12 protein-coding genes are annotated in these 22,805 nt (G+C 71.7%); 8 read left to right on the plus strand and 4 right to left on the minus strand.

Annotated elements, in window-relative coordinates; translation table 11 throughout:
* Positions 1–567 (plus strand): hypothetical protein (locus tag ACWEJ6_RS42420; protein WP_452431216.1); only part of this gene is annotated, 567 nt, incomplete at its 5' end.
* A 55-nt stretch (positions 568–622) separates the two neighbouring features.
* Here ACWEJ6_RS42420 and ACWEJ6_RS42425 read toward each other — a convergent pair.
* Positions 623–934, minus strand: coding sequence for an EthD family reductase (locus ACWEJ6_RS42425; RefSeq protein ID WP_358302368.1), 312 nt, complete (start codon positions 932–934; stop codon positions 623–625).
* 77 nt (positions 935–1,011) lie between these two features.
* Positions 1,012–1,482: a ribonuclease E activity regulator RraA gene (gene rraA, locus ACWEJ6_RS42430; protein WP_358302365.1), complete on the minus strand. Its 471-nt coding sequence runs from the start codon at positions 1,480–1,482 to the stop codon at positions 1,012–1,014.
* A gap of 190 nt (positions 1,483–1,672) precedes the next feature.
* On the opposite strand from rraA, the gene ACWEJ6_RS42435 reads away from it, so the two are divergent.
* The 6 genes from ACWEJ6_RS42435 to ACWEJ6_RS42460 all read left to right on the plus strand — a co-directional run bounded on the left by ACWEJ6_RS42435 (position 1,673) and on the right by ACWEJ6_RS42460 (position 19,131).
* Positions 1,673–6,103 (plus strand): LamG-like jellyroll fold domain-containing protein, encoded by a 4,431-nt coding sequence (locus tag ACWEJ6_RS42435; RefSeq protein WP_452431217.1) that lies wholly within the window; start codon positions 1,673–1,675, stop codon positions 6,101–6,103.
* Between the two features lie 77 nt (positions 6,104–6,180).
* A complete protein-coding gene (locus ACWEJ6_RS42440) occupies positions 6,181–12,972 on the plus strand; it encodes a polymorphic toxin-type HINT domain-containing protein (RefSeq protein ID WP_452431218.1) in 6,792 nt (2,263 codons plus the stop codon).
* 30 nt (positions 12,973–13,002) lie between these two features.
* Complete coding sequence (locus tag ACWEJ6_RS42445) at positions 13,003–13,281, plus strand: hypothetical protein (protein ID WP_452431219.1); 279 nt, start codon at positions 13,003–13,005, stop codon at positions 13,279–13,281.
* Between the two features lie 458 nt (positions 13,282–13,739).
* Positions 13,740–15,413, plus strand: a complete 1,674-nt coding sequence (locus tag ACWEJ6_RS42450; protein WP_452431220.1) for a BTAD domain-containing putative transcriptional regulator — start codon at positions 13,740–13,742, stop codon at positions 15,411–15,413.
* Between the two features lie 77 nt (positions 15,414–15,490).
* Positions 15,491–17,926, plus strand: a complete 2,436-nt coding sequence (locus ACWEJ6_RS42455) for a S8 family peptidase (RefSeq protein WP_452431221.1) — start codon at positions 15,491–15,493, stop codon at positions 17,924–17,926.
* A gap of 56 nt (positions 17,927–17,982) precedes the next feature.
* The gene (locus ACWEJ6_RS42460) at positions 17,983–19,131 is read left to right on the plus strand and encodes a helix-turn-helix domain-containing protein (protein WP_452431222.1); all 1,149 of its coding nucleotides are present in this window, start codon (positions 17,983–17,985) and stop codon (positions 19,129–19,131) included.
* Between the two features lie 42 nt (positions 19,132–19,173).
* On the opposite strand, the gene ACWEJ6_RS42465 is transcribed toward ACWEJ6_RS42460, so the two are convergent.
* Positions 19,174–20,142 (minus strand): NAD-dependent epimerase/dehydratase family protein, encoded by a 969-nt coding sequence (locus tag ACWEJ6_RS42465; RefSeq protein ID WP_452431223.1) that lies wholly within the window; start codon positions 20,140–20,142, stop codon positions 19,174–19,176.
* A gap of 200 nt (positions 20,143–20,342) precedes the next feature.
* Between ACWEJ6_RS42465 and ACWEJ6_RS42470 the strand changes: the two genes are divergently transcribed.
* Positions 20,343–22,025, plus strand: coding sequence for a protein kinase domain-containing protein (locus ACWEJ6_RS42470; RefSeq protein WP_452431224.1), 1,683 nt, complete (start codon positions 20,343–20,345; stop codon positions 22,023–22,025).
* Between the two features lie 60 nt (positions 22,026–22,085).
* Here the strand turns inward: ACWEJ6_RS42470 and ACWEJ6_RS42475 are convergent, their stop codons facing one another.
* Complete coding sequence (locus ACWEJ6_RS42475) at positions 22,086–22,748, minus strand: hypothetical protein (protein ID WP_452431225.1); 663 nt, start codon at positions 22,746–22,748, stop codon at positions 22,086–22,088.
* Positions 22,749–22,805: the final 57 nt, after the last annotated feature.

A 22,805-nucleotide genomic window follows, 5' to 3' on the forward strand; every position in this document is an offset into this window, starting at 1 on the left:
AGACTGCTGATGACTGCTCGCCTGCGTTCTTTCGCCATGCTTTCCGCCGCTGCTCTGTCGGCGCTGACGATCGGTGCCGCCGCTCATCCCGCGAGCGCTGATGCGGATGTGAACGGCCGGGGTGTGCTGGCCGGTTCGACGACGGCGTCCTACTTCTGGGACGACTCCTCGGGTCGCGCCGGTGACACGGGTCTGCCGGCGGCCGGCAAGCCGATGCAGAAGGGCCTGGCGGCTTCGCCGTCGTGGCCGCTGATGACCGAGGGTTACGTGGTCTACCAGGGTAAGAAGCTGCCGTTCTTCGTGGGTGACCGTGGTCCTGGTGACCCCTCCAGCCGTGGGGTGATGCTGGACCTGGACGCCAAGACGTTCGCCGAGCTGACCGGTGGCCGGTTCAATCCGGACACGCTGGGTGTGGACGGTGTGAAGGGCGAGGGTCACATCAAGATCCAGTACGTGGTCACCAAGTGGGGTGACGGTGTGGGCAGGAAGGCCGCTCCGGTGGCGTTCGACACGGGCGCCTGGCGTCAGCAGGACACCGGCACGGCCCCGCTGTCGGTCAAGAAGTAACACGCGCGTACGACGAGAAGGGCGTTCCCCGCGGGGGGACGCCCTTCTCGCATGTTCAGAGCACCGAACCCGACGGCCCGGTCGTCATCGTGACCCCCGACCCGGCGAACTCGCCCACGTCGGCGACCGCCGCCTGCCCCTCCTCGCTGCTCATCGCCGCGATGAACGCCTGCTCGTCGTCCCAGGTCAGCACCGCGACCAGGTGGTAGGCGGGCCGCTGACCGCCGCCGGCCACCGGCCGCTGGACGGTGTAGCCCCGCAGGCCCGGAAGCTTGGCCGCCAGGGGCGCGTGGATCTCGTCGTAGTGCCGGTCGAAGGCCGCGACGTCCTCGGGGTGGTGGTAGAGAACGATGAGCTGGAATGCCATGGTCCGCCTCCGGATCGTGATGTCCTGTCACGAAACCACACCCCGGCGGCCCCGTGGAAGCCCGCGCGGCGGCGGGGTCAGCCCGGTACGCGGGTGACCAGGATGCCGTCGTCGTCGCTGAACAGCTCGGCCCCCGGTGAGAACGTGACGCCGCCGAACGTCACCGGCACGTCCCGCTCGCCCGTGCCCGTCTTGCCGCTCTTACGCGGGTTGGAACCCAGGGCCTTCACGCCGAGGTCGAGCTCGCGCAGCGCGGTCACGTCCCGGACGGCGCCGTGGATCACCACGCCCGCCCAGCCGGCCGCCACCGCGCCGCCCGCGATCATGTCGCCCATCAGCGCGGCGTGCAGCGAGCCGCCGCCGTCCACCACCAGGACCCGGCCCTCGCCGGGCTCCGACAGGACCGCCTTGAGCAGGGCGTTGTCCTGGTGGCAGCGCACGGTGACGATCGTGCCGTGGAAGGCGCGGCGGCCGCCGTACTGGCGCAGCTGCAGGTCGCAGGAGTCGAGCTCGTCGCCGCGCTCGTCGTACAGGTCCGCGGTGTTCATGGGGGCCCTTCCCGGCGGGGGTGTCAGCGGTCGCGTTCATGCTGCCACGCCGGGCCCGCCGGAGAGGGGGCCGGGCGGGAAGCGTTTCCCACGTTTTCCCAACCGGCGGCCGCGGCCTACCCCGGCGGTCCGAGCCGATCGATGCTGTGGCGGAACGCATGCCACGCGATCGTGTACCAGGGGAGTACGCATGGGGTTACGAAGGTGGACGGCCGTCCTGGCAGCGGCGTCGCTGGCCGTTGGCGGTCTGGCCGGCACGGTGTGGACGCCGCCGCAGGCGGTCGCCGAAGCGGTGGACGCCGCCACCGCGTGGATGGTCAAACCCCTGTTCCGGCTACGGGGCACCACCGGCACCGACAACACGCTGTTCACCACCTGGGAGACGGAGTACGACAGCGCGGTGACGAAATGGGGTTACACCCCTGAGGGTCAGGTGCTGCACGTCTCGCGCGAGGCGGTGACCGGGCTGTCGCCGGTCACCGGCCTGCGCAAGGCGGGCGGCGACCGTATCTTCACCCTCGACCAGAGCGAGCGCGACCAGGCCGTCGCGCAGGGCTACGTGAACGAGGGCGTGCGCTTCCACGCCCAGGCCGCGGCCGGGGACGGGCTGCTCCCGGTCCACCAGCTCGTCAAGGGCCCCTCCCACCGGTACGCGGTCGGCGAGGCGGAGAAGGCGCGCGCGCTGGCCGAAGGCTGGACGTACCAGAAGGTCGCCTTCTACGGACGGGGTTCGTTCAGCAAGAAGCTGCTGCTCAACGGGGAGTTCACCACGGACGCCGCGTCATGGGAGGCCGCCGGGCCGACCACGACGGCGGTGGAGAACGGCGTGCTCAAGGTCACCGTTGCCGACGGCACCACCGAACCGGGGCAGGCACACCTGCGCCAGCTCGGGCGCACGTTGCAGGCCAAGAAGACGTACACGCTCTCCTTCGACGCCCACGCCACCGCCGCGGCGACCGTCAAGGCCGTGCTCTGCGAGGACGCCGAGACCTGCCCGGAGATCTTCGCCACGGACGTGGAGCTGCCCGACCAGCCGCAACACTTCTCCTACACCTTCGACTCCACCGCCGACACCACCACCGGGGCGCTCACCTTCCAGCTCGGCGGCCAGGGCGCGCTGACGGCCTTCCTGGACAACGTCTCGCTGACCGAACAGAAGTGGACCGTCTCCACCGATCCCCGGCAGACCGAGGCCGAGGCGCTGGCCTCCGCCGAGGCCACGGGGCAACTGGTGGAGGTGCTGGCCGAGCGGGGCGAGACGCGCGAGGTGTACGCCACCCCCGAAGGCACGATGTACGTCAACGACCGGCTCGCCCCGATCAGGAAGAAGCAGGGCGACACGTGGGTCCCCCTGTACAACGGCCTGCGGTTCCAGGACGGGACGGTCCGGCCGTACTCCTCGCTGGTGGACCTCAGGCTGTCGGCCGGCGGGACGGGGCCGATGGCCACGCTCACCCGCTCCGGCCACACCATGTCGCTGACCTGGCCGACCACGCTGCCCACGCCGAGCCTGGACGGCGACACCGCCGTGTACGCCGGCGTGCTCGGGCCGGACGTGGACCTGCGCGTGCGGGCCACCGCGGACGGCTTCGCGCACACGCTGGTGGTGAAGACCCCCGCCGCCGCCCAGGACCCCCGGCTGGCCAGCCTGACCCTCGGCCTGTCCGCGCCGACGCTGACGGTGAGCACCGGCGCCGACGGCACGCAGGAGGCGGTCGACCCCGACAACGGCGCGGTGATCTTCGAGGCGCCCAAGCCCGTCATGTGGGACTCGGCGCCCGCGCCCCCCGCCGCGGGCACGGGCACCGTGGGCGAGGACGGCCCCGTCGACCCGCCGACCACGCACGCCACGGACGGCACCCCCGGCGACGCGTCGAAGATCGCCACGATCGGCACCGAACTGGGCCAGGGACAGCTCACGCTGACCCCCGACCCGGCCATGCTGACCGCGGCCGACACGACGTTCCCCGTCTACATCGACCCGATGTACCGCACGCCGATGAGCTCGGCGAACCTCATGGTGGCCAGCAGCGGATTCGAGCTCTACAACTTCACCAAGGACCAGGGCATGGGCCGATGCCCGATCGGCCTGCCCTCCAGCGGCAAGAGCTGCGGCTCCCCGCACAAGAAGCGGCTGTTCTACCGCATCCCCACCGGCTGGCTGGCCGGCAAGCAGGTGCTGTCCGCCGAGTTCCACGTACGGGAGGTGTGGGCCGCCTCCGGCAGCAAGCGGCCGGTCAACATCCACCTGGCCAAGGCGTTCGGCAAGAACTCCACCTGGAACTCCACCTCCGACAACTGGCTGCGCAAGCTGGACAGCCGCAACGTGGCCAAGGGGTGGTCGGGCTGCGCCGCCAAGTCCTGCCCCGCCGGTGACGTGCTGTTCAACGTGACCTCGGGCGTCAAGGAGGCGGCGCAGAAGGGCTGGCGGGACACCACGTTCGGCCTGCGCGCCGCCGACGAGGGCGACCAGCTCGGCTGGAAGCGGTTCGAGTCGCGCGCCTACCTGCGGGTGCACTACAACCGGCCGCCGTTGCAGCCGAGAATGAGCCAGCTGGAGATGGAGCCGGGCGGCCCCTGCAAGGGGCCGGGCAACCCGTCGGTGTTCAACTGGTCCACGCCGAAGCTGATCGCCAAGAACCTCCGCGACCCCGACACCTACAACCGCACGGCCGACAAGGTCCAGGCGGAGTTCCTGGTGTCGTGGAAGAACGCCGCCGGGCAGAACAAGGAATGGCGGTACCTCACGCCGGCCAAGAGCGCCAAGTCCGGCAAGGCGGGCAACAGCTTCATGGCGCAGGTGCCGCGCGGGCTGCTGCCGGAGAACACCGTCGTCAACTGGCAGGTGCGCGCCCAGGACAGCCGCAAGGGCAAGGGGCCGTGGAGCTCGGCCGGGGCGGCGACCGCCTGCTACTTCGTCTTCGACACCAAGGCGCCGCCGCTGCCGGTGATCACCTCGTCCGGCGCCGACGGGTACGCCGCGGAGGACCCCCTCGACCCGGCGCAGACGCCGCAGGACGGCATGGGCCGCTACGGCCGGTTCGTCATCACCTTCGACCCGTCGGTGACCGAGTGGGCGTACGCGGTCAACGACGACCCCACCCAGTTCCACAAGAGGACCGCGGGCAGCGCCACCGAGACGGTGCAGATCCTGCCCAAGGTCGTCGGCAGCAACAGCCTCTACGTCCGCGTCAAGGACCAGGCGGGCAACTACTCCAAGGGGTCGGCCGTCTACCGGTTCCGGGTCGCGCCCGGCCGCGGGCCGAAGGCCCACTGGAAGCTCAACGACCCGGCCGGCGCCACCACCCTGGCGGAGACCGGCGGCCGCTACCCGGCCCGTACCGCGGGCACGCCGCAGCTCGGCGTGGCCGGTTCCCGCGGCACGGCGATGGCCGGCAACGGAACCACCGCCTACGCCCGCACCGACGCCGCGGTGCTCGACACCACCAAGAGCTTCACGGTCACGGCGTGGGCGAAGCTGCCGGACGTCCTGCCCTCGTCCTACGCCACCGTGCTGGCCCAGGACGGCGCCAACGTGTCCGGCTTCTGCCTGCGCTACGACGCGCCGAACCGCAAATGGGTGTTCTGGCGCATGAACGCCGACTCGACCTCGGCGGCCTCGGCCAGCGCGTGGTCGGCGAAACAGGCCAGACCCGGCGAGTGGACGCACCTGATGGGCGTCTTCGACTCGGTGGCCAGGAAGGTGCGCATCTACGTCAACGGCGAGCCCGGCACCGAGATGGACTACACCGCCGCCTGGGCGGCCAACGGCCCGCTCACCATCGGCCGCGTCCTGTGGGGCGCCCAGCCGCTCGACCACTTCCCCGGCAAGATCGACGACGTCCGCGTCTACGACCGGATCGTCGGCGTCGAGGAGGCGGCGGCGCTGTCCAAGGAGATGCTGACGGTGACGCACAAGTGGCACCTCAACAACGTCCCCGACGACAGCGGCGAGGCGCCCAGAACCCCCGTCAAGCTGTACGGCGCGGCCCGCTTCGTGGCCAAGACCCCCATGAGCAACAGCGTCGTGCCCGGCTCCCTGCGCCTGCCGGGCGCGACCGGCGACTACGCGGCCGTCGAGTCGGCCGTGCTGGATCCGCGGGAGAGCTTCACCCTCTCGGCCTGGGTGGAGACCAGCGGCCAGGCGCGCAGGGCGATGACCCTGCTGAACCTGCCCATGGCCACCGGCAGCGCGCTGACGGTGAAGTTCGACCCCGCCCGCGGCGACCCGGACATGGGCGAGACCGGCCGGTACGTCGTGGAGATCCCCGGCGGCACCGTCGTGGAACATCCCGCCTTCCACACCGGGTTCGGCGACTGGGACCACCTGGCGATCGTCTACCGGGCACGGGAGAAGACGCTGGAGTTCTGGGTGAACGGCACCCTCGAAGCGGCTCCGGAGGCCGAGGTCAAGTCCTACCGCAACGACGTCACCCTGTCGGGCCCCATCACCTCGGCCCAGCTCGGCCGCGGCGGGACGGGCCTGAACTGGTCGGGCCACGTCGACGACGTGTGGGTGCTGCGCGGCCCCGCGGACGGCAGCCTGATCGACCTGTTGTCCCTGTGGTCGGAGATGACGACCGTCTCCGAAGACGCGCTCAACGACAACACCCCCGACTGACCCCGGTGCGGGGGCGCCGCGCCGGCGCCCCCGCCGTCCCTCCTGCCGCTTCCGCTCTCTTCCCTGGGAGGTACGGCATGCGCGTCCATGCCGCACGCCGACGTCGCTCTTCCTGGTCCCGGCTGCTCCGCGCGGCCCTCACGTTGCTGCTCACTGTCGGCCTGATGGTCGTGCCGACGACGGTCCCCTCCGCGAGCGCCGCCGCCGAGCGGGATCGGCCCAAGCCCGTCGACCGGGAACGGGTCGTGCCCGGCCGGCCCGCCGCGGTGAAGCCACGGATCACCGAACCGAAGGCCCCCGACCCCGTGGCCGCCTGGCCCGCGCCCGGCACGGTCGAGGTGGACCTGGCGGCCGCCCCGGCGTCCGCCGCCGCCCGCAAGGCGGGCACGCTGTCCGCGACGGCGGCCGACGCCGCCTCCGCCGCCGGGCGGGTGCGGATCCAGACCCACGACCGCGCGGCCTCGCAGCGCGCGGGCGTCGGCGGCCCGGTCTTCACCGCGGCCCGCACGTCGGGACCGCCGGGCAAGGTCACGATGAAGGTGGACTACGCCCCCTTCGCCGAAGCCTACGGAGGCGGCTTCGGTTCCCGGGTGCGCCTGGCGGCCCTGCCCGCATGTGCCCTGACCAGCCCGGACAAGGCCGAGTGCCGCCAGGCCGTGCCGCTGAAGGGCCGCAACGACACCGAGACCAGGACGCTCAGCGCCGACGTCGACCTGGCCGCCGAGCCGATGGTGCTGGCCGTGACCTCCGGGACGTCGGGTGACAAGGGCGACTTCGGCGTCACCTCGCTGTCGCCGTCGGCGACCTGGCAGGTCAGCCCGCAGACGGGCGACTTCACCTGGTCCTACCCGCTGCGGGTGCCGCCGGTGCCGGGCGGGCTGGTGCCGAACCTGGTAGTCAACTACTCCGCCGCCTCCATCGACGGGCGCACCGCCACCACCAACAACCAGGCATCCTGGCTCGGCGACGGCTTCGAGCTGTCGCCCGGGTACATCGAGCGCAAGTACAAGTCCTGCAAGGACGACGGCGTCCCCAAGGACCCGACCTACCAGGTCGAGCCGATGGACCAGTGCTGGGCCTACGACAACGCCACGCTCGCGCTCGGCGGATCGGGCGGCGAGCTCGTCCCGACCGGCCCCGACACCTGGGTCCTGGCCAGGGACGACGGCACCCGGGTCCAGCGCCTCACCGGCACCGCCGCCGACACCGCCAACGGCGACGAGGACAACGAGTACTGGCGCGTGACCACCGCCGACGGCACCCAGTACTACTTCGGCAAGAACCGCCTGCCGGGCTGGACCGCCGGCAAACCCCAGACCAACTCCGCCTGGGACGTCCCGGTGTTCGGCGACGACGCCGGCGAGCCCTGCCACAAGGACGCCTTCAAGGACTCCTGGTGCCGTCAGACCTGGCGGTGGAACCTCGACTACATCGAGGACACCCACGGCAACGCGGTGACCTTCTACTACGCCAAGGAGCAGAACCGCTACGGCCGCAACCTGCGCGCCGCCGACGACACCGCCTACGACCGCGGCGGCTACCTGACCTCCATCCAGTACGGCCTGCGCACCGGCGACCTGTTCCCGGCCACGCCGCCCGCGCGGGTGGACTTCACCAACGCCGAGCGCTGCCTGCTGACCGCGGCGGAGTGCGCCGACATCTCCGCCCATCCGGTCCGCTGGCCGGACGTGCCCTGGGACATGAACTGCGACGAGGGCACCGAGTGCAAGGACGGCAAGGGGACGGCCTCGCCGAGCTTCTGGACCCGCAAGCGCCTGACGAAGGTCACCACCAAGGTCGTCAACGCGGCCGGCACCGGCCACCGCGACGTGGACTCCTGGGAGTTCAAGCACCTGTGGGGCATCGCCGACGTGGACCGGCAGCTCAAGCTCACCGACATCGTCCACACCGGGCACGCCGGTGCGGCGCCGGTCACCATGCCGCCGGTGAGCTTCGTCTACCAGCAGCTCGCCAACCGGGTGGACAAACTCGGCGACGACGTCGGCCCGTTCGTCAAGGAGCGGGTGGCCTCGATCCAGAACGAGACCGGCGGCAAGCTCGACGTCACCTACTCGGGGATGGACTGCAGCCCCTCCGACCTGCCGCAACCGGCGAGCAACCGGCGGCTGTGCTTCCCGACGTTCTGGCAGAACTCCAACGGCGGCGCCGACCCGAGCCTGGACTGGTTCCACAAGTACGTCGTCCGGGAGCTGATCCAGACCGACCTGACCGGCGGCGGCCCGGACATGGTCACCCGCTACGACTACAGCATCGGCAAGCCCGCCTGGCACTACGCCGACGACGACGGCATCACGCCGGAGAAGTTCAAGACGTGGTCGAACTGGCGCGGCTTCGACAAGGTCCGGGTGATCGGCGGGGCCACCAGCGCGGCCGGCGGCGGCACCCCGTCCCAGACCGACTACTGGTACTTCCAGGGCATGAACGGCGACCGCGCGGCGGTCTCCGGCGGAACCAAGGCCGTCACCGTGGACGACGGCGAGGGCGGCACGTACACCGACCACGAGTCCCTGCACGGCACGACCCTGCGCACCGTGACCTACGACAAGGCCGGCGGCGTGCCGGTGAGCAAGTCGATCAGCACGCCGTGGTACCACCAGACGGCCTCCAGGTCCCGCCCGTGGGGCACGATCACCGCCAACCTGACCGGCACCAGGTCCACCCGCACCTTCGGCCTGGTCGGCCTGTCCTGGCAGCAGACCCGCTCGACCGTGACCGAGTTCGACCTGACCACCGGCGCCGCGCTGACCACCGACGACGAGGGCGAGGTGGGCGTCGCCGGCGACGAGGAATGCACCAGGACCGAGCTGACCGCCGACGGGGCGCGGGTGCTGCGCCTGCCGGCCCGGGTGACCACGGTGGCCCGCCGCTGCGCCGACACGCCGAACCTGCTCACCGACCTGATCGCCGACGCGCGCACCTACTACGACGACAAGGCGTTCAAGGCCGCGCCCGTGCACGGGGACGTGACCAGGACCGAACGCGGGAACGCCGCCTCGGCGACCGCGGTCACCGGCTACCAGGTGATGGCCCGGTCGACCTACGACGACCTGGGACGCCCCAAGACCGTCGCCGACGCCGCCGGGCTGACCACCTCCACCGACTACACCGAGACGCACGGCGTCACCACGCAGGTGGTCACCACCACCCCGCGGGCCCGCGCCGACGACCCCGACTCGGCCATGGTCACGACCCGGGTGCTCGACCCGGCGTGGGGCCTGGCGACGCGCGAGACCGGCGCGGCCGGCAAGGTGACCATCGCGCAACGGGACGCGCTGGGCCGCACCGCGAAGGTCTGGGGGCCGGGCCGCACGACGAGCATGACGCCCGACAACGAGTACCAGTACCTGGTCAACGCCGGCGCGATCGTGGCCGTGGGCGCGAAGACGCTGACCAGCGAAGGCGGCCAGCAGACGTCGTACACGCTGTTCGACGGGTGGCTGCGGCCCAGGCAGTCGCAGGCCCCCGGCAAGAACGGCGACACCAGGGGCCGGATCGTCTCCGACAGCGTCTACAACGGGGCCGGCCAGGTGCACTACACCTTCGCGCCCTACTACGCCGACGGCGACCCCGAGCCCAAGCGGTTCGGGGTGGCCACCGTGGGCGCGGTGGAGTCGCAGCTGTGGAACACCTACGACGGCCGCGGCCGGCTGCTGTCCGAACGGCTGCTGTCCGGCAACAGCGACGGCGACGTCAACGAGCTGTGGAACACCCGCTACGAGTACGGCGGCGACTGGACCAAGGTCGTCCCCCCGTCCGGCGGCACCCCGGTCACCACCTACACCGACGTGCACGGGCGTACCTGTGAGATCCAGCAGCAGACGGCCGCCGGGCCGGTCGTCACCAAGTTCGCCTACAACCACCGCGGCCAGCAGGAGTCGGTGACCGGCCCCGGCAACCAGGTCTGGTCCTACAGCTACGACCTGCTCGGCCGCCGGGTGCAGTCGAACGACCCCGACCGCGGCGTCGAGAAGACCGCCTACGACGACCTCGACCGGCCGGTCCTGATGACCGACGCCCGCAACCAGAAGATCGGCATCGAGTACGACGGGCTCGACCGCATGGTCGCCAAGTACGACGCCACCACGTCGTCGCCCGGCACCAAGGTCGCCGAGTGGGTGTACGACACCGTACGCAAGGGCCAGCTCACCAGCTCCACCCGCATCGTCGGCAACGACCGGTACACCACGCAGGTGGAGGCGTACGACAACCTGGACCGCCCGCAGCGCAGCAGGGTGGTCCTGCCCGCCGTCGAGGGCGGCCTGGCGCCCGCCCAGGGGTACGTCTTCGACACCAGCTACAACCTCGACGGCAGCGTCGCCGCGAGCAGCAGCCCCGCCGTCGGCGGGCTGCCCGCCGAGAACATCGCCTACACCTACGACGACCTCGGCCGCCTGGTCTCCACCAAGTCCCAGCTGTCGACGTACCTCGTCGGCACCGACTACACCAAGACCGGCCGGGTCATCGGCCTGCGCATGCAGTCCGGCGGCGACGGCAAGCAGATCGACCAGACCTTCGACTACGAGTTCGGCACCGGCCGCCTGGCCAAGGCCACCACCTGGCACTTCGGCATGGCCGGCACCGACCGCAGCACCCAGTACGCCTACCAGCCCGCCGGGAACATCACCCAGATCAAGGACACCTCCCGCGACGGCGTCGACAACCAGTGCTTCCGCTACGACGAGCTGTCCCGCCTGTCGGAGGCCTGGACCCAGGACGGCGACGCGGCCTGCGCCGCCACCGGCGCGACCGCCACCGTCGGCGGCCCGGCCCCCTACCGCGCCGCCTACACCTACGACGACACGGGCAACCGCCGCAGCGAGTCCCTCTACGGCGCCGGCCCGGCGGGCGGCGTCCAGCAGTCGGACCGCGCCTACGTCTACGACCCGGCCAAGGCCCACCGCCTCACCACGGTCCCCGGCGCCGCCTCCTTCGCCTACGACGCCTCCGGCAACACCGTCGAGCGCCGCACCCAGGCGAGCAACCAGACGCTGACCTGGGACGCCGAAGGCGAGCTCGTCAAGGTCAACGACGACAAGAAGGGCGAGACCCGCTTCCTCTACACCGCCGACGGCGAGCGGCTCATCCGGCGCGACAAGGACGGCACCACCCTGTACCTGCCCGGTCTGGAGGTGCACCTGGTCAAGGGGGCCACCAGCCCCACGGCCAGCCGCTACGTCGGCAACGCCATGCGGACCACCACCGGGGTCACCTACGTCCTCGGTGACCACCACGGCACCGCCGAACTGGCCATCAACGCCGAGACCGGCGCCCTCAGCCAGCGCCGCTACACCCCCTTCGGCGCCCTGCGCGGCAGCCAGGGCGCCTGGCCCCAGGACCACCAGCGCGGATTCGTCGGCGGCATCAACGACGCCGGCACCGACCTGACCACGCTCGGCGCCCGCAGCTACGACCCGCTCACCGGCCGCTTCATCTCCGTCGACCCGCTCATCCAGATGGGCGACTCCCAGCAGATGAACGGCTACAACTACGCCAACAACAATCCCCCCACCCTGGCCGACCCCACGGGCAAGAAGCCCTGCTGCACCGGCGTCGGCTGCTTCCACTCCATCGCACCTCCCTGCGCGCCGGGCGAGGACCACGACAACCCGGACTGCGAAGGCCCCTGCGATCGGGACGGCGCCAGAAAACGCCTCAACAACGCCCGCGACTCGCAACAGAACGAGCGGCAGCAACAGCAGCAGATCGCCAAGCGGAACGCGGTGCTCGAAGCCTTGAAGGCCGCAGGCATCGGATTCATCAAAGATTTCCTGAAAATAGATGACATAAAAGGCTGTTTAGGCGGCAGCGTCGGCAGTTGCGTCAGCCTGATCCTGGAATTCGTGCCGGCCAAGAAGATCGGCGGCCTGATCTGGAAACTGGCCACCAGGGTCCGGATGGGCATCAAGATCTACAAAAAGGTCCAGGGCGCCATCAAGGCGGCCCGCCGCGCCATCGAGGCCATCGACGCCAAGATCGACGACATCAACAAGAAGATCGCCGCCCTGGACGGCCTGATAGCCCGCGCGGGCAAACGCAGCAAGAACCCGTCCGGAGGCGGCTCCTGCTCCTTGTCCAACAGTTTCGTCCCAGGAACGAGAGTTCTGCTCGCCGGCGGCGCCAGCAGACCCATCGACCAGCTGAAACCTGGCGACAGGGTCATGGCCACCGACCCGGAGACCGGCCGCACCGAGGCCAAGGACGTCACCGCCACCATCGTCGGTGAAGGCTCCAAGAACCTGGTCACCGTCACCGTGGACAACGGCGGCGGCAGCACCCGCGACATCGTCGCCACCGACGGCCACCCCTTCTGGGTGGCGGACGCGGGGAACTGGCGCGAGGCCAAGGACTTACATCCCGGCCAGCTCCTCCGTACGGCCGCCGGCACCTACGTCCAGATCAAGGTGGTCAGGTCCTGGACGGCCCAGGCCCGCGTCCACAACCTCACCGTCGCCGACCTCCACACGTACTACGTGTTGGCGGGTGACCAGGCCGTACTCGTCCACAACTCCGGACCTTGTGATATTCCTTGGTCCAGCGGGGCCGTTTCCAAGGCCGCCAAGGCCATTGACGAGGGCGCGACCAGCATCCATGTTCAGTCGCGTAGTCAGGCGGAGGAGCTGTTCCTTGGGAAGTTTCAAGGGCATGGCTATCGGAACGCTCAGGGCTTTGACGGGCCGGGTACAAGGCAGTACTTCGGCCGGAAGTCCGGCACCTATCATTGGGACGATGAGCTCGGTTCCGACGGACGTGTTCTCGGTCATGGAGCGGATAACGCTGATGGAGACTTCCCGCACCTGCAGATCCATACCTTCGACGGCCCCATCATCCGGATCTTCTGGAGAGAGTAAATGAGGACCCAAGCTGAGAATCGCCTGGTCATGACCAAGGCGGAGATCTCGGCCCGTCGACCGAGTAGCGATCCTGACCGCTACTCGTGGGTCTGGGTCGTCCCCATGCAGGATGGCCGATTCCGTATCGCTGCGATCGAGGTACCCAAGCGTCTCGTGGACGAGAACATCTGTTTCTATGACGGGGACTTCGACACGCCCTACGTTAAAATCGTCGATGAGATCTCGGAAATCGACAGTGCAGTCAGGGAGGCAGGTGCTGACCCGGAGGAGTTGGATGCCCCGTGGCATAACGACTTTCCGCTCTGAGTGTTTTCCGAGCGAATGCTATTCGCTAAGTGTATTCACTCGGATCCAACTGTCCGGACGCGGGCATTGAGTTTGAGTGACACGAACGGGGCCTCGCTGTTGAATGTTTCGGCGGGGCTCCGTCATGTGTTGACGGCTACGGGCGTTGTGATCGTTCTCTCGCGGCTATGGTTCGGGTGGTCGTCGAGGGAGTCCTGCGTGCGTTCGACGGCGTTGCATTAGAGGCGATGGCCGGTCTAGGGGGTCGGTGAAACGTCTTCCGGATCGGTCCGTGTCGTGCTGTTCAGGCTTGAGCAAGCGTTACGGAACGTGACTTGCCTCCTCTTGACGGTTGGTTCGTCTCAGTCGGATATCGCCCACGTATCGGAGCCGCCAAGGTTTCTTCGGACAAATGCGGGATTTGTCTCGGTTGAATATCGGTTGACGGTGGGCTTCGACAGTCGGTCAATCATGGGGAGGTGATCAATTCACCGAACGACGGCGTCCGGGTGCTGGGGGCGGTCGACTTCCGGTGGGCGGGGGCGCCGGTGGTGTTGCGCAGGCGGCAGCAGCGGCTGTTGCTCGGCGTGCTGGCTCTGTCGGCCGGCCGGGTCGTCCCGCTCCAGCGCCTGGCCGAGGTGCTCTGGCCCGAGGGGGCGCCGCAGGGCGCGCGCAGGCAGGTCCAGGTGCTCGTCTCCCGGCTGCGCGGCCTGCTCGCGGACGCCGCCGGGAGCGACGTGGAGGTGTTCGCCACCGGCTCCGGCTACGGGTTGCGCATCGACCCCATGGCCGTGGACGCCCACCGGTTCGCCGTGCTGAGGGAGCGGGCCGGGGGGAGCGACGACGACGAGGAGAAGGCCGGGCTGCTGCGGCAGGCGCTGGAGTTGTGGCGTGGCCCGGTGCTCGACGAAGCGGCCGTCGGCGCCGCCCGCGACACGCTCTGCGTCCGGCTGGAGGAGGCTCGGCGCGAGGCGATCGAGGAGCACGCCGAGGCGTCGTTGCGGCTCGGCCGCCACCGGCAGGTCCTCGGCGCGCTGGCCGAGGAGGTGGCGACCGCCCCCACCCGTGAACGGCTGGTGGGCCTGCTGATGCTCGCGCTCTACCGCTCCGGCCGCATCGCCGAGGCCCTGGACGCCTTCGAACGGTCACGCGCCCACCTGAACGACGAGCTGGGACTCGATCCCGGCCCCGCCCTGGTACGGCTGCGCCTGGACATCCTGCGCGGCGACCCCCGCCTCGGCGGCCGGTCAGGGCAGGGCGGCGCCGGCGGCCCCGAGGCCGTCAGGCGGTCCGGCGACCTGGAGGGGGAGGGGCTGGTGATGCTCGGCCTGGGCCGGATCCGCTTCGCCCAGGACCGCTTCGCCGAGTCCGTCGCCGCCTACGAGGAGGCCCGGCGGGCCTTCCAGCGGCTCGGCGACCGGCGGCACCTGGCGGCCGCCCTGTCCGGGCTGGGCACGGTACGGGCCGAGGGCGGCTGGTTCGCCGAGGGGGAGACCGACCTGCTGGAGGCGGCCTCGCTCTGCTCCGCCCTCGGCGACCAGGCCGGGCACGCGCACGCCATCTACATGCTGGGCTTCGTGGAACGCGAACGCGGCGACGACGAGCTGGCGCTGTGGCTGCTCGGCCGGGCGCTGCAGACGTACCAGAAGATCGGTGACCTGCGCTGCCAGGCCCTGCTCCAGCGCAGCATCGGGCTGGTGCACCGGGCGAGGGGCGAGTACGGGCACGCCGCGACCAGGACGCGCGAGTCCCGCCGCCTGTTCGCCGCCCTGTCCGACCCGCACGGGACGGCCTACGCCGACCAGTCCCTGGCCAAGATCCGGATCCGCGTGGGCGACCTGCCGCAGGCCGAGCGGGCGCTCCAGGCGAGCCTGCGCGTCTTCACCCGCCAGGACGACCGCTTCGGCCGCGCGCTCGGCCTGCGGACGCTCGGCGAGCTGCGCCTGGAGCAGGACGCGGTGGCCGAGTCCAGGGCCGCGCTGTCCGCCTCCCTCGACCTGTGGGACACGCTGGAGCTGCCGCTGTGGCGCGCCCGCACGCTCTCCGTCCTGGCCCGCCTGGCGTCGCGCAACGGCGAGGCCGCGCACGCCGGCGCCGCCCGCCAGGAGTCGACCGCCATCTTCAGCCGGATCGGCAGCCGCGAAGGGCGCTGACGTCGCTGGCAAACGGGTGGCAACAGGGGGCGCTTACATTGCGCGGGCATCTTCGTCCCGCGCCGAAGGAGAGCCTCATGAGGCGATCAGCCACCGTCACGGCGACCATCCACCGCGTGCTCGTCCTGACGGCGATCCTGCTCTCCTCGCTCGCCGTCGCGACCGGCTCGTCGGCCGCCGCGGCGGGGCAGCGCGCGGAGGCGGGGCAGCGGGCGGACGCGGTGCCGTGGGTGGATCCCGGACTGGCCCGCAAGCTCGACGCCGGAGGCAGGCTCCGGGTCAACGTCGTGACCAGGGATCGCGACGAGCTGGCCGCCGTCTCCGGCTCCGGCGCAGGCCAGGTGCTCCAGACGCTGTCCCGCCTGCCCATGGTCACCCTGCGGACCGACCGGGCGGGCCTCCAGCGGCTCGCCGCCAGGCCGGGCGTGCTCAGCGTGTCCGAGGATCGGCCGGTGCCGCCGGCCCTCGGGCAGAGCGTCCCGCTGATCGGCGGCGACCGCACCAGGGCGGCCGGCCTGACCGGCGCGGGCACCGCCGTGGCCGTGCTGGACACCGGCGTCGCCACCGGCCACCCCTTCCTCGGCGGCCGCGTCGTGGCCGAGGCGTGCTTCTCACCCGCCGACCCCGACTACTCCGCCACCAGCCTGTGCCCCGACGGCACCCCCGAGCAGGACGGCCCCGGCTCGGCCGACGCCGAGCGCGGCGGCTGCTCCGACGAGTTGCTGGACTGCTCCCACGGGACGCACGTGGCCGGGATCATCGCCGGTGACGGCGAAGGGATCGACGGCGACGGCGGGAGCGGGGTCGCGCCGGGCGCCGACCTCGTGGCCATCCAGGTCTTCAGCCGCTTCGACTCCGACGTCCATTGCCGTTCCCTCGGCACGCCGTGCCTGCTCAGCTTCGTCAGCGCCCAGGTGGCCGCGCTGGAGAAGGTCCAGGCGCTGAAGGCGACACTGCCCATCGTGGCGGTCAACATGAGCCTGGGCGGCGGCGAGTACACCGCGCCCTGCGAAATCGACGAGCGCAAGGCTCTCATCGACGCCCTGCTGGCGGCCGGGGTCGCCACCGTCGTGGCGGCCGGCAACGACGCCTCCCCGAACGGGGTGGCCGCCCCCGCCTGCGTCTCGTCGGCCGTCGCCGTGGGCAGCACCACCGACGCCGACGTCCTGTCCTCCTTCAGCAACCGCGGCCCGCTGCTGGATCTGCTGGCACCCGGCAGCGACATCGTCTCCTCCGTGCCCGGCGACCGCTGGGCGTCCATGAGCGGCACGTCGATGGCCGCGCCGCACGTCGCCGGGGCGCTCGCGGTGCTGAGCCAGGCGTTCCCCGGGGTCGGGCCCGCGGCTCTGGAGGCCAAGCTCAAGGAGACCGGGCGCGCGATCGCCTACACCGGCGCCACCACGCCCCGCATCCAGCTCGACGCCGCCGCCCAGGGCGCGACGCCCCGGCCGGGGCCCGACCAGTACTTCCACTCGCGGGGCAGGATCCTGGACAACGTCCGGATCAGCGCCAACTCCACCATGGCCGTGCAGGTGGCGGGGGTGGCCGGGCTGCCCGCGCAGGGCGTGCGGTCCGTCGCGCTCAACGTCAGCGCCAAGGGCGACTTCTTCAACACCGGGACGATCACCGTGCACGCCTCCGACGAGCAGGAACCGGACGGCAAGGTGCTCGCCTACGACACCTCCCGCTACGCCTCCACCATGATCATCGCCAGGGTCGGCGCCGACGGCAAGGTCAAGGTGGTCAACCGCGGGACGGGCCCCGTCAAGGTGACGCTCGACGCGCACGGCCACACCCTCGACAAGGCGGCCGCCGCCGTGGGCGGCACCTACTTCCCCGTCACGCCCGCCCGGGTGGCCGACCACACGGTCATCCCCGCGCTGGGCAATTACGAGCTGTCCGTCGCGGGCGTGAAGGGCCTGCCCGCCACCGGGGTCGCCCAGGTCGCCCTCACGGTCGTGCTGAAGAGCCCGTCGACCGGCACCGTACGGATGTACGCCGCCGGGGACGCCTACCCCGTCGACGCCAACATCGACTACCCGGCGAACCTCACCACGCAGTTCCACACGATCGTCAAACCGGGCCAGGACGGCAAGATCAACGTGCACAACCTCGGCTACGACAACGCCGAGATCTCCGTGGACGTCACCGGCTACTTCTCCGCCGAGCGGCGCGGCGCGCTGGTCAAGGCCGTCCGTCCCACGTCGGCGGGACGGGCCCTGGCGATCCCGGCGGGCGGCACCAAGACCGTGCGCTTCACCGGCCTGCCCGCCTCCGGCGTCACCGCGGTCGCGCTGACCGTGGCCGCGCGGGGCTCGGCCGCCGGGACCGTCTCGGTGCTGCCGCAGAGCGGGCCCTCGACCGCCCGCGTCGTCGCCTACCCGGCGGGCAAGGACGCCGTCGGGTCCACCATCGCCGCCGTCCGCGCCGACGGGTCGGTGGTGCTGAAGAACGAGGGCGCCGGGCAGGTGAGCGTCGACGTCGACCTGTACGCCTACTTCGCGAACGCCTGACCCCCGGTCATCCGCGCCTGGAACGTCCTGTGAACCCCGGAAAAGGAGGCGGGCGAATGAGCCCCGCAGTGGTGAACGGCATCCACGCCCGCATGCTCGCGGCCGAACTGAGCCTGCTCAAGGCCGCCTCCGGTCTCGGGCTGGTGCAGCTGGCCGGGCACACGCACTGCAGCAAGTCCTCGCTCCAGCGCTACCTCAGCGGCAAGCTGCTGCCGCCCCGCCAGGCCGTCGAGGCCATCAGCAAGGCGTGCTGCGGCGACACCGCGCGCCTGGTGGCGCTGTGGGAGCTGGCCGTGGCCGGTCCTCCCGAGCGGCCGCGTCCGGCGCAGCTCCCGCACGACGTGCCGGGCTTCACCGGCCGCTGCGCCGAGCTCGCCCGCCTGGCGGAACTGATGCCGGACTCCGGCAACGCCATCGCGATCGCGGTGATCGACGGCGTCGCCGGCGTCGGCAAGAGCGCGCTCGCCGTGCACTTCGCGCACCGCGTGGCCGGCCGGTTCCCGGACGGCCAGCTCCACCTCGACCTGCGCGGCTCCGACGTGGAACGGGGGCCGCTGCCGCCCGCCGAGGCGCTGGCCCAGCTCGTCCGGGCCCTCGCCCCGGACCTGCGGCGCCTGCCCGGCGACGTGGGGGAGCGGGCGGCCCTGTTCCGCAGCCTGATCGGCGGCCGGCGCATGCTCGTCCTGCTGGACGACGCCGTCTCCACGGACCAGGTCCGCGCGCTGCTGCCCGGCAACCCCGGCTGCCTGGTGCTGGTGACCAGCCGCCACCGGCTGGGCGGTCTGGTCGCCCGGGACGGCGCCCACCACCTCGCCCTGGGCACCCTGACCGCCGCCGAGTCCGCCGACCTGCTGGCCGCCGCCGCCGGCGCGGAACGCATCGCCGCCGAGCCGCGGGCCGTCGCCGGCATGACGCGGTTGTGCGGATATCTTCCGCTGGCGCTGCGCATCGTGGCCGAGCACCTGGTGGTGAACCCGTCGCTCACCATGGCCGACCTCGCCGGTGACCTCGCCGGTGACCTCGATGGCGACCTCGCCGGTGACCTCGACGGCGACCTCGACGGCGACCTCGCCGCCGAGCAGCGAGCCCCGGACCGGCCCGCCGCCGTACGGGCGGTGTTCCCCAGGTCCTACCGCGCACTGCCGCCGCCGGCCGCGCGGGCGTTCCGGCTGCTCGGCAGGCAGGGGTGCCTGGACCGCCGCTGACCAGCCGCCGGGTACCGTCGGGGGCCACGGTGCCGCGCCCGGTCAGCGGGCGTTTCCCGCGCGCAGCCAGGAGACGTAGTCGGCGATCCCGGAGGCGGTGTCGTAGGCGGGCTCGAAGCCGGTGTCCTCGCGCAGCCGGGTGACGTCGAGGCACAGGTCGCGGCCGGGGCCGGCGGGGTCGCGGCCCTCCCGCAGCTCGACGTCCGCGCCGGGCACGGCCCGCCGGATCGCCGCGGCGACCTCGCCGTTGGTGGTCATCCGGCCGGTGGCGACGTTGTACGTGCGGTGGCGCAGCCGCTCGGCCGTCTGCAGCAGGGCGATGGCCCGGCCGCAGTCCTTGACGTAGCACAGGTCGCCGCCGTCCCCGGCGTACGCGCCCCACGCGGGGCTCGTCAGGTCCGGCGCGGCGCCCTGCACGGCGGCGTGCACGAGCTGCGGCAGGAGGAAGAACGGCGAACGCGCGTGGCCGAGCGGCCCCCAGATCGCGCCGATGCGGAGGTTGACCACGTCCAGCCCGGCGGTCTCGGCCAGATGGCCGGCCATCAGCTCGCCGATCTTCTTGAACGTCGGGATCGGGTGGCCGGCCGACATCGCCAGCGGCAGGTCCTCGGCCAGCGGGCTCGGGGCCTCGACGCCGCCGTAGACGCCGATGGTGCTGGCCAGGCCGAGCCGGGACACCTGCCACTCGGTGGCGGCGTGGAAGACGTTGAGCAGGCTCGCGACGGACTTCTCGACCGCCTCGACCGGCTCGTGCGCGCCGACCGGCCAGGGCATCGAGCCCGCCAGGTGCACGATTCCGGTGATCTTGTGCCGGTCGCCCAGGGCGAGCAGCGCCGCCCGGTCGGTGAGGTCGGCCCGCTCGACGACGAGCCGCCCCTCCGCCTCCCCGGCCAGCGGCGCGGGCACCTCGGGGGCCCTGCGCTGGACGAGCACGACGGATTCGCCGAGGTCGAGCAGCGCTCGCGCGGTGTGCGTGCCGATGAAACCGAGCCCACCCGTGATGAGGATCATTGCCCCAACTCCTTGTCATCAGCACTACTGATCGTCAGTAGTGCTGATGATTACCGTAGTGTGAGGAGCCGGCTGCTGTCCAATGGGCGCAGGACGGGTCCCGCGCCGAACGGTGAGGTGAACCCGCGGGCGGCGGATCCTGATTCATCCCGCTAAAGTTCATGATTCGGTACCGCTGCTGTCCCAGGAGTCACCGCCTCATGCCGAACGCCGAGCCCTTACGTCCTGGAGATCCCACGTCCTTGGGGGCCCACCGGATCACCGGATGGCTGGCCTCCGGCGGGCAGGGGGTCGTCTACCTCGGCCAGGGGCCGGACGGGCGGCCCGTGGCCGTCAAGGTCCTGCACGGGGTCGTGGCCGGTGAGCGGTTCGCCGCCCTGACGGAGACGGCCCGCCGGGTGGACTCGCCGGGCGTCGCGCGGGTGCTCGACGCGGCCTGGGGGCGGCTGTCGTACATCGTGAGCGAGTACGTGGAGGGGCCGTCGCTGGCCGAGGTGGGCTGGCTCGGCGGCGGGAACCTGCGGCACCTGGCGGTCGGCACGGCCACGGGGCTGGCCGCGCTGCACCGGGCGGGGCTCACGCACGGCGACCTCAAGCCGTCCAGCGTGCTGCTCGGCCGGGACGGCGCACGCCTGGTCGGCTTCGGCGCCGCGGGAACCGGCCCGGGCTCCGGCCGCGCCGGCGCGGGCACCGGGCCAGGGCACGGCTCCGACGGCGGCGCGGTGGCGTACATGGCGCCGGAGCAACTGGACGGGCACACGGCGAGCGCAACGTCAGGGGCGACGGCGGGCCCGACGGCGGGCGCAACGTCGAGGGCGACGGCGGGTGCAGCGGCGAGGGCGACGGCGGGTGCAGCGGCGGGAGCGGCGGCGGACGTCTTCGCCTGGGCGTCGGTGATGGTGTTCGCGGCCACGGGCCGGCCGCCGTTCGGCGACGACGCCCCGGCCGCGGTCGCCGGACGCATCCTGCGCGGCGAGCCCCAGCTCGGCGACCTGCCGGACCCGCTGCGTGACATCGTCCGCGCCTGCCTGGCCAAGGATCCGCAGGCCCGCCCGCCCATGACGGCCGTCCTGCCGCTCGTCCTGGGCGAGCCCCGCCCCGCCACCCCGGCGCCTCCCGAGGACTCTCGGGACGCTCCCGCGGGAACGGCCGCGGAGCCTCCTGACGATCATGGGCACGCTCCCGAGGGAACGGCCGCGGAGCCTCCTGACGGTCATCGGCACGCTCCCGCGGGGACGGCCGACGGTCCGGTCGCCTCGCCGGCGGGCCGGTCCAGGCGGGCGGTGGGACGGCGGTCGCCGGTGCTGGCGCTGGCGGCCGGGGCGGTGGCCGTGTCGGTGGCGGCCGGCGTCGTGGTGTGGAACTCCGGCAAGCGTCAGGCGGACGCCGAGGTGCGGTCCGCCCGCGAGCCCGTGCGCACGTCCGCCTCGGCGGGGCCGTCCCGGCACGGCACGGCGGCGTCGAGGCCCACGAGGACGCCGCAGCGGCGCGCGACCCGCCCCACCCCCTCCGCCACGGGCCCGTCGGAACGCTCCACGACACCGCCCGCCACCACCCGCAGGGCCTCCTTCGCCCTGGCGTACGTGCGCGTCCAGGGCTCCTCGACGATCAACTCGGCCGGAGTCGCCTGCTACACCGGCGCGGTGAACTTCGCCGCCGGGGTGAACGCCAGCCGCCCCGGCGCCGCCTACTCCTACCAGTGGCTCTATGACGGCAGGGTCATCGAGCGCGGCTCGTCCCGCTTCCCCGCCAACAGCCGCAGCGGCTACGTCAGCTCCAGGAGGCTCATCACCCCCGCGAAGGGCAGGCACACCGTCACCTACCGGATCCTGACCCCCTCGCCCAGGACGAAGTCGGTCAGGTTCACCATGTGCGCGCCGTAGGCGGGCACGAGAAGGGCGGGCCCGCGTGGTGCGGACCCGCCCTGATGGCAGCCACGGGCATCACAGCCCGTAGCTGACCACCCAGTATCCGTTGTACCGTCCGCCGTAGCAGGACAGCCTGGTCGGGCTGTGCCAGCTGCGCACGACGACGCCGCCGCCCAGGCTGCAGCGCAGCGAGGTCACGTACCGGTAGTTGTAGCCCCAGTCGCGGTCGCCGTCGCGGTAGCGGTCGTCGTCGTCGCGCTCCTCGTCCCGGTAACGGTCGTCGTCCCGGTAGCGGTCGTCGTCGCGGTACCGGTCGTCGTCCTTGTACCGGTCGTCGTCCTTGTCGCGGTCGTCGTCCTGGTACCAGGCGTGCTCCTTGCCGTGGGCGTCGTCCTTGCAGCGGTCGTCGTCGTCCTTGTACCGGTCGTCGTCCTGGTACCAGGCGTATTCCTTGCCGTGGTCGTCGTCCTTGCAGCGGTCGTCGTCCTTGTGCCGGTCGTCCTTGTCGCGGTCGCCGTCCCAGGAACGGTCGCCGTCCCAGTGGTGGTCGCCGTGGTGCCTGTGGTGGTGGTGCCACCACGGGTCGTCGGCGAGGATGTACGGACCCCTGACGTCGTAGTCCGGGGCCACGTACTCGATCGGCTCCGGACGCGGGTCGGCGGCAGCCGGACCGGCGGTGACGAGCGGAAGAGCGCCGGCGGTGGCGCAAGAGACAAGTGTTGCGATGAGTCGTCGCATCACACCGATCCAATCACTGTCGATGATCTAACCGCTACAGATAGTAACCGCAGGTCA

The sequence above is a fragment of the Nonomuraea sp. NPDC004702 genome (assembly GCF_053601695.1).

Excerpts from the sequence above, each read along its gene's own strand:
- ACWEJ6_RS42465 (WP_452431223.1), bottom strand. The coding sequence starts at position 20,142 with ATGATCCTCATCACGGGTGGGCTCGGTTTCATCGGCACGCACACCGCG.
- ACWEJ6_RS42455 (WP_452431221.1), top strand. The coding sequence starts at position 15,491 with ATGAGGCGATCAGCCACCGTCACGGCGACCATCCACCGCGTGCTCGTC.
- ACWEJ6_RS42475 (WP_452431225.1), bottom strand. The coding sequence starts at position 22,748 with ATGCGACGACTCATCGCAACACTTGTCTCTTGCGCCACCGCCGGCGCT.
- ACWEJ6_RS42425 (WP_358302368.1), bottom strand. The coding sequence starts at position 934 with ATGGCATTCCAGCTCATCGTTCTCTACCACCACCCCGAGGACGTCGCG.
- ACWEJ6_RS42460 (WP_452431222.1), top strand. The coding sequence starts at position 17,983 with ATGAGCCCCGCAGTGGTGAACGGCATCCACGCCCGCATGCTCGCGGCC.
- ACWEJ6_RS42445 (WP_452431219.1), top strand. The coding sequence starts at position 13,003 with ATGACCAAGGCGGAGATCTCGGCCCGTCGACCGAGTAGCGATCCTGAC.
- ACWEJ6_RS42470 (WP_452431224.1), top strand. The coding sequence starts at position 20,343 with ATGCCGAACGCCGAGCCCTTACGTCCTGGAGATCCCACGTCCTTGGGG.
- ACWEJ6_RS42435 (WP_452431217.1), top strand. The coding sequence starts at position 1,673 with ATGGGGTTACGAAGGTGGACGGCCGTCCTGGCAGCGGCGTCGCTGGCC.
- ACWEJ6_RS42440 (WP_452431218.1), top strand. The coding sequence starts at position 6,181 with ATGCGCGTCCATGCCGCACGCCGACGTCGCTCTTCCTGGTCCCGGCTG.
- rraA (WP_358302365.1), bottom strand. The coding sequence starts at position 1,482 with ATGAACACCGCGGACCTGTACGACGAGCGCGGCGACGAGCTCGACTCC.